The organism is Xanthobacter sp. DMC47, assembly GCF_056313845.1.
Window position 1 is genome coordinate 1 of sequence record NZ_JBQUZM010000006.1, and the last position, 13,949, is coordinate 13,949.

14 protein-coding genes are annotated in these 13,949 nt (G+C 67.2%); 6 read left to right on the forward strand and 8 right to left on the reverse strand.

The genetic code is table 11. The annotated features are described in order from the left end of the window. Positions 1-5: 5 nt before the first annotated feature. From ACT54R_RS22100 to ACT54R_RS22110, 3 genes are all read left to right on the forward strand, one after another. Positions 6-143: a GlsB/YeaQ/YmgE family stress response membrane protein gene (locus tag ACT54R_RS22100; RefSeq protein ID WP_476330864.1), complete on the forward strand. Its 138-nt coding sequence runs from the start codon at positions 6-8 to the stop codon at positions 141-143. Positions 144-267: 124 nt separating this feature from the next. Next, positions 268-1,221 carry a lipoyl synthase gene (gene lipA, locus ACT54R_RS22105; protein WP_168457776.1) on the forward strand — a complete coding sequence of 318 codons (954 nt, stop codon included), beginning with the start codon at positions 268-270 and terminating at the stop codon, positions 1,219-1,221. A gap of 1 nt (position 1,222) precedes the next feature. Further along, positions 1,223-1,681 carry a type II toxin-antitoxin system RatA family toxin gene (locus ACT54R_RS22110; RefSeq protein WP_476330142.1) on the forward strand — a complete coding sequence of 153 codons (459 nt, stop codon included), beginning with the start codon at positions 1,223-1,225 and terminating at the stop codon, positions 1,679-1,681. On the opposite strand, the gene ACT54R_RS22115 is transcribed toward ACT54R_RS22110, so the two are convergent. The 8 genes from ACT54R_RS22115 to ACT54R_RS22150 form a co-directional block, all read right to left on the reverse strand. Then, positions 1,663-2,076: a rhodanese-like domain-containing protein gene (locus ACT54R_RS22115; protein WP_476330144.1), complete on the reverse strand. Its 414-nt coding sequence runs from the start codon at positions 2,074-2,076 to the stop codon at positions 1,663-1,665. The genes ACT54R_RS22110 and ACT54R_RS22115 overlap by 19 nt on opposite strands. Positions 2,077-2,244: 168 nt before the next feature. After that, positions 2,245-3,345 carry a branched-chain amino acid ABC transporter substrate-binding protein gene (locus ACT54R_RS22120; RefSeq protein ID WP_476330148.1) on the reverse strand — a complete coding sequence of 367 codons (1,101 nt, stop codon included), beginning with the start codon at positions 3,343-3,345 and terminating at the stop codon, positions 2,245-2,247. Between the two features lie 239 nt (positions 3,346-3,584). Then, entirely contained in the window at positions 3,585-4,685 is a 1,101-nt protein-coding gene (locus ACT54R_RS22125) for a branched-chain amino acid ABC transporter substrate-binding protein (RefSeq protein ID WP_476330151.1), read from the reverse strand. A 124-nt stretch (positions 4,686-4,809) separates the two neighbouring features. Next, the gene (locus ACT54R_RS22130) at positions 4,810-5,268 is read right to left on the reverse strand and encodes a DUF6867 family protein (protein WP_476330155.1); all 459 of its coding nucleotides are present in this window, start codon (positions 5,266-5,268) and stop codon (positions 4,810-4,812) included. A 1-nt stretch (position 5,269) separates the two neighbouring features. Continuing rightward, positions 5,270-6,037 carry an ABC transporter ATP-binding protein gene (locus ACT54R_RS22135; protein WP_476330157.1) on the reverse strand — a complete coding sequence of 256 codons (768 nt, stop codon included), beginning with the start codon at positions 6,035-6,037 and terminating at the stop codon, positions 5,270-5,272. Next, a complete protein-coding gene (locus ACT54R_RS22140) occupies positions 6,034-6,969 on the reverse strand; it encodes an ABC transporter ATP-binding protein (protein WP_476330160.1) in 936 nt (311 codons plus the stop codon). The genes ACT54R_RS22135 and ACT54R_RS22140 overlap by 4 nt, the downstream gene beginning before the upstream one ends. Then, positions 6,969-8,474: a high-affinity branched-chain amino acid ABC transporter permease LivM gene (livM, locus tag ACT54R_RS22145; RefSeq protein WP_476330163.1), complete on the reverse strand. Its 1,506-nt coding sequence runs from the start codon at positions 8,472-8,474 to the stop codon at positions 6,969-6,971. Before livM ends, ACT54R_RS22140 begins: the two co-directional genes overlap by 1 nt. Further along, positions 8,474-9,391 (reverse strand): branched-chain amino acid ABC transporter permease, encoded by a 918-nt coding sequence (locus ACT54R_RS22150; protein ID WP_476330166.1) that lies wholly within the window; start codon positions 9,389-9,391, stop codon positions 8,474-8,476. The genes livM and ACT54R_RS22150 overlap by 1 nt, the downstream gene beginning before the upstream one ends. Before the next feature lie 364 nt (positions 9,392-9,755). On the opposite strand from ACT54R_RS22150, the gene ACT54R_RS22155 reads away from it, so the two are divergent. From ACT54R_RS22155 to ACT54R_RS22165, 3 genes are all read left to right on the forward strand, one after another. Then, a complete protein-coding gene (locus ACT54R_RS22155; RefSeq protein WP_476330169.1) occupies positions 9,756-10,820 on the forward strand; it encodes a bile acid:sodium symporter family protein in 1,065 nt (354 codons plus the stop codon). 146 nt (positions 10,821-10,966) lie between these two features. Next, complete coding sequence (locus ACT54R_RS22160; RefSeq protein WP_476330172.1) at positions 10,967-11,485, forward strand: (2Fe-2S)-binding protein; 519 nt, start codon at positions 10,967-10,969, stop codon at positions 11,483-11,485. Positions 11,486-11,561: 76 nt separating this feature from the next. After that, positions 11,562-13,940 (forward strand): xanthine dehydrogenase family protein molybdopterin-binding subunit, encoded by a 2,379-nt coding sequence (locus ACT54R_RS22165; RefSeq protein ID WP_476330175.1) that lies wholly within the window; start codon positions 11,562-11,564, stop codon positions 13,938-13,940. The last annotated feature ends 9 nt before the right edge of the window (positions 13,941-13,949 follow it).

Consider the following 13,949-nt stretch of genomic DNA (forward strand, 5'->3'; position numbering starts at 1 on the left):
TCGGCGTGGCGGGCGCCTTCATCGGCGACAAGCTGGCGGGCGTGCTGGAGGTGCCGGTCCACGGCTTCTTCCGCACGCTGATCGCCGCCATCGTCGGGGCCATCATCCTGCTCTGGGCGTGGCGGGCGATCAGGTCGCGCTGACGGAACGTCTGCGCTGGAGTATGCCGGCCCTGCGGCGCCGTCCCTTCCGGGCGGCGGCGCGGAGCATTATGTTGGTGGATTGCAGGCGCCGTCATGGCGTCCTGCCGGGTATGGAAGTTCGCTCATGGTCACGGTGATCGACACGCGGGAACGGCCGCGTCATCCGGAGAAGGCGCATCGGCCGGAAACCGAGGTGCTGCGCAAGCCGGAGTGGATCCGGGTGAAGGCGCCGGGCTCGGCCGGCTGGTCGAAGACCGCCGGCATCGTGAAGGAGCACGGGCTCGTCACCGTGTGCGAGGAGGCGGGCTGCCCCAACATCGGTGAGTGCTGGGAGAAGAAGCACGCCACCTTCATGATCATGGGCGACACCTGCACCCGCGCCTGCGCGTTCTGCAACGTGCGCACCGGCCTGCCGGATGCTCTCGACCGGGACGAGCCGCAAAAGGTGGCGGATTCCATCGCCAAGCTCGGCCTCTCCCACGCCGTCATCACCTCAGTGGACCGGGACGATCTCGCCGACGGCGGTGCCGAGCATTTCGCCCGCACCATCGCCGCCATCCGCAAGGCGAGTCCGAAGACCACGATCGAGATTCTCACCCCTGATTTCCTGCGCAAGGACGGGGCGCTGGAGGTGGTGGTCGCGGCGCGCCCCGACGTGTTCAACCACAATCTGGAGACGGTACCCTCGCGCTACCTCTCCGTGCGGCCCGGCGCGCGCTATTTCCATTCGCTGCGCCTGCTGCAGAAGGTGAAGGAACTGGACCCGTCCATCTTCACCAAGTCCGGCATCATGGTCGGCCTCGGCGAGGAGCGGCCCGAGGTGCTCCAGCTGATGGACGACCTGCGCTCGGCGGACGTGGATTTCATCACCATCGGCCAATATCTCCAGCCCACCCGCAAGCACCACAAGGTGGAGCGGTTCGTGACGCCGGACGAGTTCAAGGCCTATGAGACGGTGGCCTACGCCAAGGGCTTCCTGATGGTCTCGGCGAGCCCGCTCACCCGCTCGTCCCACCATGCGGGCGACGATTTCGAGAAGCTGCGCTCGAACCGCGCGGCGCGCCTCGGACGCGCCTGACGTGCCTTCCTTCTCCAACAGCCGGCGCGTCAGGCACTCCGCCCCCGACATGTTCGACCTGGTGGCGGACGTGGAGCACTACCCCGAGTTCGTGCCGCTGTGCCAGGCGCTGCGCGTCAAGCGCCGCACCAAGTCGGACGAGGGCGTGGAAATCCTCGTGGCGGATATGACGGTCGCCTACAAGCTGATCCGCGAGACCTTCACCTCGCGGGTGACGCTCGACCGGCCCCGCCTCACCATCCACGTGGAATATCTCGACGGCCCCTTCAGCCGCCTCGACAACCGCTGGGAGTTCATCCCTCAGGGCGAAAGCGCGTGCGAGGTGAAGTTCTTCATCTCCTACGAATTCCGCTCGCGCACGCTGGGCATGCTCATGGGCGCCATGTTCGACGCCGCCTTCCGCCGCTTCGCCGATGCGTTCGAGAAGCGGGCGGACGAGGTCTACAGGACGGTCGGGTAGGAGGAGGGCGCCTCCATGGGGGCGCCGGCCTCGCGCAGCGCCTTGAAGCCGCCTTCCACATGGGCGACCGGCTTCAGCCCCATGTCCTGCGCCGTCGCCGCCGACAGCGCGGAGCGCCAGCCGCCGGCGCAGAAGAAGATGAAGGCCCGATCCTCGCCGAACACCGGCTTGAAATAGGGGCTTTCCGGGTCGATCCAGAATTCCAGCATCCCGCGCGGGCAATGGAAGGCGCCCGGCACGCGGCCTTCGCGTTCCAGCTCGCGCGGGTCGCGCAGATCCACCAGCAGCGCGCCCTCGCCGGCGCGGCGCAGGGCTTCCTGCGGCGTCACGGTCTCGACCTTCGCGTTCGCCTCGGCAAGGAGGGCCTTGTAGCCGCGGGTGATGGTCTGGGGCATGGGCGTCCTCCGGTTGTCTTCCCGCCGTAGTGCTCCCCTCTCCCCTTGCGGGAGAGGGACTGGGGGTGAGGGGGCAGGGCGCGACAATCGAGGTGACACCCCCTCATCCGGCTCGCGGCTTGCGCCGCGATCCACCTTCTCCCGCGAGGGGAGAAGGGGACAGGCGGCCTACAGCTCGCTGTAGCCGCCGTTCTTCCACTCATAGACCACGAAGTCGGGCTTGGTGATGTCACCCTTCTTGTCGAAGGAGAGCTGGCCGAGCACCGTCTGGAAGGTCATGCCGGTGTGGATCTGCGCCGCCACCTTCTGCGGGTCGAGGGATTTCGCCGCCTCGGCCGCCTGCTTGATGACCTGCATGGCGGCGTAGGAATAGAGCACATAGCCCTCGGCATCGATGCCCTTGGCGGTCATGGCTTCCACGATGCCCTTGGCCGCTGGATTCTTGCGGGGATCGGGGCCGAAGGTCATCAGCGTCCCGGTACCGCCGGTGCCGGCGATGTTCCAGTATTCCTTGTCGGCCAGAGCGTCGCCGCCCATGAGAACGGTCTTCAGGCCCTGGTCGCGCATCTGGCGGACGATCAGTCCAGCCTCGGGGTGCAGGCCGCCGTAGTAAATCACGTCGACGCCGGCCGCCTTCATCTTGGAGACGAGGGCGGAATAGTCCTTCTCGCCGGGGTTGATGCCCTCGTACATCACTTCCTTCACGCCGGCCTTGTTGAGAGCCTTCTGCGTCTCGTCGGCGAGGCCCTTTCCGTAGGGCGACTTGTCGTGGACGATGGCGATCTTGCCGCCCTTGAACTTCTGGGCGAGGAAGGCGCCCGCCACCGGCCCCTGCTGGTCGTCGCGGCCGGCGGTGCGGAACGTGTTCCACAGCTTGCGCTCGGTGTAGGCGGGATTGGTGGAGGCGGGGCTGATCTGCAGCACACCGGCATCGGCATAATCCGATGAAGCGGCGATCGAAATGCCGGAATTGATGTGGCCGATGACAAAGGTCGCCCCATCGGTGATGAGCTTGTTGGCCGCCGCCACGCCCTGCTCGGGCTTGCCACCGTCATCGGCCACGAGAAGCACGATCTTCTGGCCATTGATGCCACCGGCGGCGTTGATGTCGTTCACCGCCTGCTCGACGCCGGTCTTCATCTGCGCGCCGAAGGCGGCGATGGAGCCGGTGAGCGGCCCGGCCGCCCCGATCTTCACATCGGCCCTGGCGCCCGGCGCAAAAGCGAGGCCGGCGCAGACGGCAAGCGCGGCGAAGGAAAGCCTGTTCATCCCGATCCCCTCGAAATGAGTCTGAATGTCTGGCGCGGAGCCGTTGGTCCGGTCTTCGCACGCCGGGCTTCGGGCGCATGGGACGCGCCTTGCCCTTGTGGCAGCATGATTGCCAAAGCGGGGTCCGAAGACAAGCGCGCCTGGGCAAGGCCTGATGACGAAGTTTGGCTCAAACGAAGAAGCCTGCGCCGGGGGGCGCAGGCTTCGGAGTGTTCACGCCTCGATCAGGCCGCGGGGCATCACAGCTCGCTGTAGGTGCCGTCCTTCCAGACGTAGACCACGTAGTCGAGCTTGGTGATGTCGCCCTTCTTGTCGAAGGTGAGCGGGCCGAGCACCGTGTCGAACTTCATGCCCGAATGGATCTTCTCGGCCACCTTCTTGGGGTCGAGGGACTTGGCCGCCTCGGCGGCCTGCTTGATGACCTGCACGCCGGCGTAGGAGTAGAGCACGTAGCCCTCGGGATCGATGCCCTTGGCCTTGAACTTGTCCACGATGGCCTTGGCGGCGGGGTTCTTGCGCGGGTCAGGACCGAAGGTGGTCAGGGTGCCGGTGGCGCCGTCGCCGGCGATGGACCAGAACTCCTTGTCGATCATGCCGTCGCCGCCCATCAGCACGGTCTTCATGCCCTGGTCGCGCATCTGGCGCACGATCAGGCCGGCTTCCGGATAGAGGCCGCCGAAGTACACGAGATCGGCGCCGGTCGCCTTGATCTTGGAGACGAGGGCCGAATAGTCCTTCTCCTTCGGGTTGATGCCCTCGTAGAGGACTTCCTTCACGCCGCCCTTGTTGAGGGCCTTCTGGGTCTCGTCGGCGAGGCCCTTGCCGTAGGGCGTCTTGTCGTGGACGACGGCGATCTTCTTGCCCTTGAAATTCTTCAGGATGTAGGCGCCGGCCACCGCGCCCTGCTGGTCGTCGCGACCGCAGGTGCGGAAGGTGTTCCACATCTTGCGCTCGGTGAAGGTGGGGTTGGTGGAGGCAGGGCTGATCTGCAGCACGCCGGCCTCTTCATAATCCTGCGAGGTCGGGATGGAGACGCCGGAATTGTAGTGGCCGATGACGAACTTGGCGCCGTCGGTGATGAGCTTGTTGGCCGCCGACTTGCCCTGCTCGGGCTTGCCGCCGTCGTCACCGACCAGGAACTCGATCTTCTGGCCGAGGATGCCGCCGGAGGCGTTGATGTCGATGATGGCCTGCTCGGTGCCGTTCTTCAGCTGCGCGCCCACGGCGGCGAGATCGCCGGTGATGGGGCCGGCGACGGCGATCTTCACCTGCGCCTGAGCCGGCGCCGCCAGGGCGAGGCCGGCGCCGAGCGCCAGCGACGCCATCAAAAGCTTCTTCATGCCTTGTCTCCCCTTCTGCACCCTGCCGGCGTCAATCCGGCCCCGGTGAATCCGTTGGCGGCGCATTGTGCCGCAATCACGGGTCGAGTCGATCCCTCTCGTGAGGGTACCCGCGGCCCGCTCTTCAGTCGTCGCCAGGCTGGCGCGGATGCCACGCCAGGTGCCCCTGCCGCTCGTACATCCAGCCGTATTGCACGGTCATCTGCCGCTGCCGCATGGCGCGGAAACCGAGCGTCGCGATGGAGGCCAGCAGCACGAATTCCACCGCCAGCGGCTCCGGGTCGAACAGCGTCGCCTGGAACAGCGCGAAATGGCAAAAGCGCACCGCGCAGGCGAGCAGCGCGCAATAGACGACGAGGTGGACATAGGATTCCCATGACCGCGCGACCGCCTTGCCGGTGAGCCAGGCCGCCCCGCCGCCGAGGAACAGCGTCACCAGCAGGAAGTCGCCCAGCGAGGCGCCGATCAGTTCCTCCGGCCAGAGGAACAAGGTCGCCACCAGCACGACCAGCGCAATGGCCGGGCCGATGAGCATGGGGGAGGTGACGCGGCCGGGATCGCGCGCGGCGTCGTGTGCGGTCACGTCAGCGCCCTCCTTCCAGATAGGCGGCGCGCACCTCCGGCCGGGCCAGCAGCTCCGCGCCGGTGCCGGACATGGTGACGAGACCGTTGACCATCACATAGCCGCGGTGGGCGAGCTTCAGCGCATGGAAGGCGTTCTGCTCCACCAGGAACACTGTGAGCCCCTCTGTGCGGTTGAGCATGCGGATGGCATCGAAGATCTGCCGCACCACCAAGGGCGCGAGGCCGAGGGAGGGCTCGTCCAGCAGCAACAGGCGCGGGCGGCTCATGAGGGCGCGGGCGATGGCCAGCATCTGCTGTTCGCCGCCGGAGAGCGTTCCGCCACGCTGGTCGATGCGCTCTTTTAGGCGCGGGAACAGCGTGAACATGCGCTCCAGATCCTCGGCGAAATGGGCGTTGCCGTCGATGGCGGCGCCCATCTGGAGGTTCTCGTAGACCGTCATGCGCGGGAAGATGCGCCGGCCCTCCGGAGACTGCGCGATCTTGAGGCGCATGATCTCGTGGGTGGGCAGGGCGGTGATGTCCCGCCCCGCATAGACGATGCGACCGTCGCGGGCGCGGGGGCTGCCGCAGATGGTCATCATCAGGGTGGACTTGCCGGCCCCGTTGGCGCCGATGAGGGTGACGATCTCGCCCTCGTTCACCTCGATGTCCACGCCCTTGAGCGCGATGATGTTGCCGTAATAGGCGGTGACGCCCGATACGGAGAGCAGCGGCGCCTTGCGCGCGGCGGGGGAGGGGGCAGTCTGGGTGTCGGGCTGCATGCTCATGCCCCGGCCTCCACCACGGCGACGGCCTCTTCCTCGTCCTCGACCCCGAGATAGGAGGCGATGACGCGCGGATCGTTGCGCACCTCGTCCGGCGTGCCGTCGGCGATCTTGGAGCCGTACTCCAGCACGACCACGTGGTCAGAGATTTCCATCACCACCGACATGTCGTGTTCGATGAGCAGGATGGAGGCCTGGTGCTCGCGCCGGATGGAGAGCAGCAGCTCGTTCAGCGCCGCGGATTCGCGCGGGTTGAGCCCGGCGGCGGGCTCGTCGAGGCAAAGCAGCACCGGGTCGGTACACATGGCGCGGGCGATCTCAAGCCGTCGCTGGTCGCCATAGGGCAGGTCGCCCGCCGGATCGTCCGCACGGTCGATGAGACCGATCTTGTTGAGCCAGTAGAGCGCGCGGTCCACGGCGCCCTTCTGCTTCCGCTGCCAGGACGGCAGGTTGAGGATGGCGGCGGGGTTGAGAAGGCCGGAGGTGGTCAGCGACATATGCTGCGCCACCAGCAGGTTTTCGAGGATCGTCATGCCCGAGAACAGGCGGATGTTCTGGAAGGTGCGCGCCACCCGTGCCCAGGAGGCCACCTTGTGGTCGGGCAGGCGCTCCAGCAGGTAGAGCGCGCCGGCCTGAGACTTGCCCCAGGCGAGGCCCGAGGCGGTGACGCCATCCACTTCCGCGTCGGTCGCCGGGCCGCCGTGGAACAGAGCGAGGCGGCCGGTTGAGGGCTTGTAGAAGCCGGTGATGCAGTTGAACACCGTGGTCTTGCCGGCACCGTTGGGGCCGATCACCGCCGTCACCTCGCCCCGCCCGGCGGCGAAGGACACGTCGTTGACGGCGACGAGACCGCCGAAGCGCATGGACAGGTGATCGACCTTCAGGATCGGATTGCGATCCCAGGACCGGGCCGGGGAGAGGGGCTCGCCCGCCATCAGCCGTGCCCTTCCTTCACCAGCGATCCCGACACCGCCTTGCGCTCCTTCAGGAAGATGGTCGGCATGCGGCTGGAGACGAGGCCGCGCGGACGCCACACCATGACCGCCACCATGGCGAAGCCGAAGATGAGCATGCGGTAGAGGGAGGGGTCGAAGTCCGGTCCGAAGAGGAAGTCGGCCTTGAGGAAGGAAAGATTGCGCAGCAGCTCCATGCCGCCGATGAGCAGGATCGCCGCGCCCGCGACGCCCATCTGCGAGCCCATGCCGCCGAGCACCACGATGGCGAGGATCACCGCCGATTCCATGAAGGTGAAGCTCTCGGGCGAGACGAAGCGGATTCGCACCGCGAAGAAGGCGCCGGCGAAGCCGCCGAACATGGCGCCGGTGGCGAAGGCGGTGAGCTTGGTGAGCGTCGTGTTGATGCCCAGCGAGCGGCAGGCGATCTCATCCTCGCGCAACGCCTCCCAGGCGCGCCCCACCGGCATCTTCCTCAGGCGGATGGTGACCACCGCAGTGAGCGCGGCGAGGCCGAGGATGACGAAATAGAGGAAGAACATCCGGTGCATGGAGTTGAACTCCAGCCCGAAGATGCTCGCGAACCCCGTCTCGGAGGAATCGAACGGCACGCCGAAGAAGGTGATCGGCGGGATGGAGGAGATGCCCGCGCCGCCGTTGGTCAGCGACACCCAGTTGATGAGCACGAGGCGGATGATCTCGCCGAAGGCCAGGGTGACGATGGCGAGATAGTCGCCGCGCAGGCGCAGCACCGGGAAGCCGAGGATGACGCCCCACATGGCCGCGAGGATGCCCGAGAGGGGCAGGCAGATCCAGAACGCCCAGGCGGTCCAGAAATCGTCCCCCAGCGTGCCGGCGAAGAAGTCGTTGATGGGCACGCTGGTGGAGAGGAGGGCGAACGTATAGGCGCCCACCGCATAGAAGGCGACGTAGCCGAGATCGAGAAGGCCGGCGAGGCCGACCACGATGTTCAGCCCCCATCCCAGCATCACATAGGTGAGGATGTAGATGCCGAGGTCCACCCAGTAGCGGCTCGGGCTGAGCCCGCCGGCGAGCAGGATGGACAGGAACGGGTAGAGGATGGCGAAGCTGAAGAACACCGGCTTCACCGCCGGCGCCGCCAGCGCGCCGAGACGGGCCATGGCGCCGGGCGTGGTGGAGACGCGGCGGGGCGGCCGGCTCGGATTCCACACCGTGATCATGAGGACGAAGCGTCCCACCATCACGATGCCCGCGAAGATGGCGACGAGCCCGAAGCGATAGGTGAGGACCAGCGAGCCGGTGCCCGATTCGCTGGCACGGAAGCCGACGAGCGGAAGCAGCAGCAGCGCCGTCAGAAGGCCGCTGACGATGGCGTCCCTGATCGCACCCGCCACTGCCGAGGGCCGCCGCTCCGGCCCGGGGGGCGGCAGCGGGACCGGATCGAGCACCACGGTGGGATCGGGCAGTCCCAGATCGTTGAGCCCCGGACCGGATACGGTCGCCATCACACCTTCTCCACTTCCGGCCGGCCGAGCAGGCCCTGCGGCAGGAAGATGAGTGTGACGACAAGGATGGAGAACGCCGCCACATCCTTGTATTCGATGGAGAAATAGGCCGACCAGAAGGTCTCGATGAGGCCGATGAGGATGCCGCCGAGCACCGCCCCCGGCAGCGAGCCGATGCCCCCCAGCACGGCGGCGGTGAAGGCCTTCACCCCCGGCACGAAGCCGTCGGCGAAGTTCACCACGCCGTAATACATGAGGTACATGACGCCCGCGACGGCGGCGAGTGCGGCGCCGATGACGAAGGTGAGGGCGATGGTCTGGTCCACGTTCACGCCCAGCAGCGCCGCCATCTTGCGGTCCTGCTCGCAGGCCCGCTGCGCGCGGCCGAGGGACGTCTTCTGGACGAGATACCAGAAGCCCGCCAGCAGCACCGCCGTCACCACCATGATGATAACCTGCTTGTAGGCCAGCGTGACCTGATAGCCGTTGTTCTCCATGACGACGATCACGTCCGTGACCATGGGCGGCAGCGGCTTGTTGCGGGGCCCCTGCGCCACCTGCACGAAGTTCGAGAGCAGGATGGACATGCCGATGGCGGAGATCATCGGCGCGAGGCGGAAGGAGCCGCGCAACGGGCGGTAGGCCACCCGCTCGATGGTCCAGCTCACGAGGCCGGTGAACAGCATCGCCACAACCAGCGTGATGGCGAGGATGAGGAAGATGGAGCTGAGGCCGACCACGGTCGTCAGCAGCAGCACGCAGATGAGCGCGATGAAGGCGCTGACCATGAACACGTCGCCGTGGGCGAAGTTCACCATTCCGATGATGCCGAAGACCATCGTGTAGCCGATGGCGATCAGTCCGTAGATCGACCCGAGGGTCAATCCGTTGATGAGCTGCTGGAGGAAGACATCCATCCGCCGCTTGAACCCCTCTGTTCGGGCGCCTCTTATCTCATCGTGCCCGATGATTGTGCGCTGCCGTATTGGAGAGTCATAACCCGGCCCATCGGCTGACACAATTGCGTCGCCGCCCCCGTCAACCACAGCCTTCTGCCAAGCTTCCACTGCCTTTATTTCGCCCTTGCGGGGGCAAGTGCAGGCGGATACCTTTCTGGTATATTGTCGACAACAAGATCGGCAGGGCCGCCGCGGGCATCTCAGATGCTTCCGATGCGGCACAAAGCGGAGCCATTCCGCGCCTCAGGCGCAGCGGGCTCCGATGGGGACGGGAAGCGGCCGCGGGGAGGGGACATCATCCCCACGCCTCGTCACACGGCTCATGTTGTCACGACTGAAGCTCGATCCCTTTCTCGTCGCCCTCGCCACCGCCGTCGTTCTTGCCCTCGCCTGGCCCAGACCGGGCGTCACCGGCGGCATCCTCCATGCCGACAAGGCAGCAACGTGGGGCGTGGCGGTCATCTTCCTGCTCTACGGCGTCTCGCTCTCCCCGCGGCGGCTCTTCGAGAGCGCGGCGCGCTGGGACCTCCACCTCGTGGTGCAGGCCACCACCTTCCTTGTCTTCCCCGCCGTGGTGGTGGGTGCGCTGGCGCTGGCCGGCGGGCTGTTTCCCGAGCCGCTCGCCATCGGCTTCTTCTTCCTCGCGGCGCTGCCCTCCACCGTGTCGTCCTCGGTGGCGATGACCTCGCTGGCGCGCGGCAACGTGCCGGTGGCCATCTTCAACGCCTCCATCTCCAGCCTCATCGGCGTGTTCGCCACCCCGGCCCTCATGGCGTGGTATCTCCACGCCGTGGGTGACGGCATGGACCTCGGCGCGGTCATCCTGAAGCTGGTGACGCTGGTGGTGCTGCCCCTCGCCATCGGTCAGGCGCTGCGGCCGCTGCTGCTCAAGACGGTGGAGCGCCACCGCGCGGTGGTGAAGGCGGCGGACCGGGTGGTGATCCTCGCCATCGTCTACAACTCCTTCTGCGACAGCGTGGTCTCGGGTGTGTGGAAGGGGCTCAGCCCGCTTTTGCTGGCCGAGGTGATCGTCGCCGTCGTCGGCCTGTTCGCGGTGGTCTACGCGCTGACCCGCGGGGTGTGCCGGCTGATGGACTTTTCCGCGCCGGACACGGTGGCGGTGGCCTTCTGCGGCTCCAAGAAGTCGCTGGCGACGGGCCTGCCCATGGCGCACGTGATGTTTGGCGCGGCGCCGGCGCTGTCGCTCATCATCACGCCCATCATGCTCTACCACTTCCTCCAGCTGGTCATCGTCGGCGTCATCGCCAACCGCTTCGCCTCGCGGGCTGATGCACTGGCGATCATGGAGGCGGAGGAGAGCGAGCCCTCGCTGATCGCCGAGGACGATGCTTTGGCCCTGCCAGAGCCCGCGCGCACGAGAGCGTGACGGGCTCCCCCATCGGAGCACCCCCGTCTTGACCGCGTCACCGGCGCCGTCCCACATTGGAGGAATGAAAAACGGCCGGCCGCCGTAAACGCCGGACGCGGGGACGAACCCCGCGCCGGAGAGGCGCCTGCCCAGGGAGGTGAGGCATGTCCGAGGCGACGACCATCGTTCGCGTCCCCGTCCGTCTGACCGTGAACGGCAAGTCCGTCTCAGCCGAGATCGATCCGCGCACCCTGCTGGTGCAGTTCCTGCGCGAGACGCTGGACCTGACCGGCACGCACGTGGGCTGCGACACCAGCCAGTGCGGCGCTTGCGTCGTCCATCTCGACGGGGTGGCGGTGAAGTCCTGCACCATGCTCGCCGCGCAGGCGGATGGCGCCTCCGTCACCACCATCGAGGGGCTGGCGACCGGCGGAAAGCTGCACCCCATGCAGGAAGCCTTCCGCGAGAATCATGGCCTGCAGTGCGGCTTCTGCACGCCGGGCATGATCATGAGCGCGGTGGATCTCGTGGCCCGCTTCGGCCCGGACATCGACGAGACGACCATCCGCGAGAACCTCGACGGCAACATCTGCCGCTGCACGGGCTACCACAACATCGTCAAGGCCGTCGCCGCGGGCGCCGCCGCCATGGGCTCCGCCGAGGCGCCGCGCGCCGCTGAATAGGCGGCTACCGCACCCCGTCCGCCACGCATTTCGCAGACATAGCCCGCCCGCAAAGGGCGGCGCCGGGAGGATCCCGATGAACGCCAGCGTTTCCAGCTCCGTCACGCCCATCGGCGCCGCGGTCCGGCGCAAGGAAGACCACCGCTTCATCACCGGCAAGGGCCGCTACACGGACGATCTCGATCGTCCGGGGCAGGCCTACGCCTATTTCGTCCGCTCGCCCTACGCGCACGCCCGCATCCGCCACATCGACGCGACCGCGGCCAAGGCCATGCCGGGCGTCGTGGACGTGCTGACCGGTGCGGACCTCGCCGCCGATGGGCTCGGCGACCTCATCTGCGGCTGGATGATCCATTCCAAGGACGGCAGCCCCATGAAGATGGGCTCCCATCCGGCGCTGGCGAAGGAGAAGGTGCGCTATGTGGGCGACCACGTGGCCGTGGTCATCGCCGAGACCCTGAACCAGGCGAAGGATGCCGCGCTCGCGGTCGAGGTCGAATACGAGCTTTTGCCGGCGGTCGCAGACCTAGCCAGCGCCACCGACGGCGAGCAGATCCACGATTGCGCCCCGCGCAACACCGCCTTCGAGTGGGAACTGGGCGACAAGGCCGCCACCGAGGCGGCGTTCGCCCGCGCGGCGAAGGTGACGAGCATCGACATCGTCAACAACCGCCTCGCCCCCAACGCCATCGAGCCGCGCGCGGCCATCGGCGAATATGATTCCGGCGACGAGGCCTATACCCTCTGGACCACCAGCCAGAACCCGCACGTCGCCCGCCTCGTGCTCTCCGCCTTCGTCGGCATCGCGCCGGAAAACAAGCTACGCGTCATCGCCCCGGACGTGGGCGGCGGCTTCGGCTCCAAGATCTTCATCTATGCGGAGGAAACCGTCTGCACCTGGGCGGCGAAGAAGGTGGGCCGGCCGGTGAAGTGGACGGGCGACCGCTCTGAGGCCTTCCTCTCCGACGCCCACGGCCGCGACCACATCACCCACGCCGAACTGGCGATGGACGAGGCCGGCCACATCATCGGCTTCCGCATCAAGACGCGCGCCAACATGGGCGCCTATCTCTCCACCTTCGCCTCCTCCATCCCCACCTATCTCTACGCCACGCTGCTGTCGGGCCAGTACGCCATCCCGGCCATCTATTGCGAGGTGGATGCCATCTACACCACCACCGCCCCGGTGGACGCCTATCGCGGCGCCGGGCGGCCGGAGGCGACGTTCCTTCTGGAGCGGATCGTCGAGAAGGCGGCGCGCGAGCGCGGGGAAGACCCGGCCGACTTCCGCCGCCGCAACTTCATCAAGTCGTTCCCGCACCAGACGCCCGTCATCATGTGCTACGACGCGGGCGATTATGTCGCCTCCCTCGACAAGGCGCTGGAGGTGGCGGACTACAAGGGCTTCCCGGCGCGCCGTGCGGAATCCGAGCGCAACGGCAAGCTGCGCGGCATCGGTCTCTCCGCCTATATCGAGGCCTGCGGCATCGCCCCATCGGCGGCGGTGGGTTCGCTGGGCGCTGGCGTCGGCCTCTGGGAAAGCGCGGAAGTGCGCGTGAACCCCACCGGCAACGTGGAGGTGCTCACCGGCTCGCACAGCCACGGGCAGGGGCATGAGACCACCTTCGCCCAGCTCGTCTCTGCCCGCCTTGGCATCCCCATCGATCAGGTGAGCGTGGTCCATGGCGACACCGACAAGGTGCAGTTCGGCATGGGCACCTACGGCTCGCGTTCCGGGGCGGTGGGCATGTCGGCCATCGTGAAGGCGCTCGACAAGGTGGAGGCCAAGGCTAAGAAGATCGCCGCCCATATGCTGGAGGCCTCCGAAGGGGACATCGAGTTCAAGGACGGCAAGTTCACCGTTGCCGGCACCGACCGCTCGCTCGCCTTCGCCGAGGTGGCGCTCAATGCCTATGTGGCGCACAAATTCCCCACCTCCGAAATCGAGCCGGGGCTGAAGGAGGGGGCGTTCTACGATCCCACCAACTTCACCTTCCCCGCCGGCTGCCACATCTGCGAACTGGAGGTGGACCCGGAGACCGGCGTCGTCGAAATCAAGTCCTTCGTCGCCATCGACGATTTCGGCGAGATCATCAATCCGATGATCGTCGAGGGGCAGGTCCACGGCGGCATCGGGCAGGGCATCGGCCAGGCGCTGATGGAAGGCGTCACCTATGACGCGGACGGCCAGCTCGTGACCGGCTCCTACATGGACTACACCATGCCCCGCGCCGGCGACCTGCCTTCCTTCACCGTGGGCATGACGCAGACCCGCTGCCCCTCCAACCCGCTCGGCATCAAGGGCTGCGGCGAGGCCGGGGCCATCGGCGCGCCACCCGCCGTCATCAACGCGCTGACCAATGCGCTCGGCACCGAGGACGTGCCCATGCCCGCCACGCCGTCCCGGGTGTGGGCCATCGCGCAGGCTCGCGCGTCTCGTCTTGCTGCGGAATAGGAGGACGCC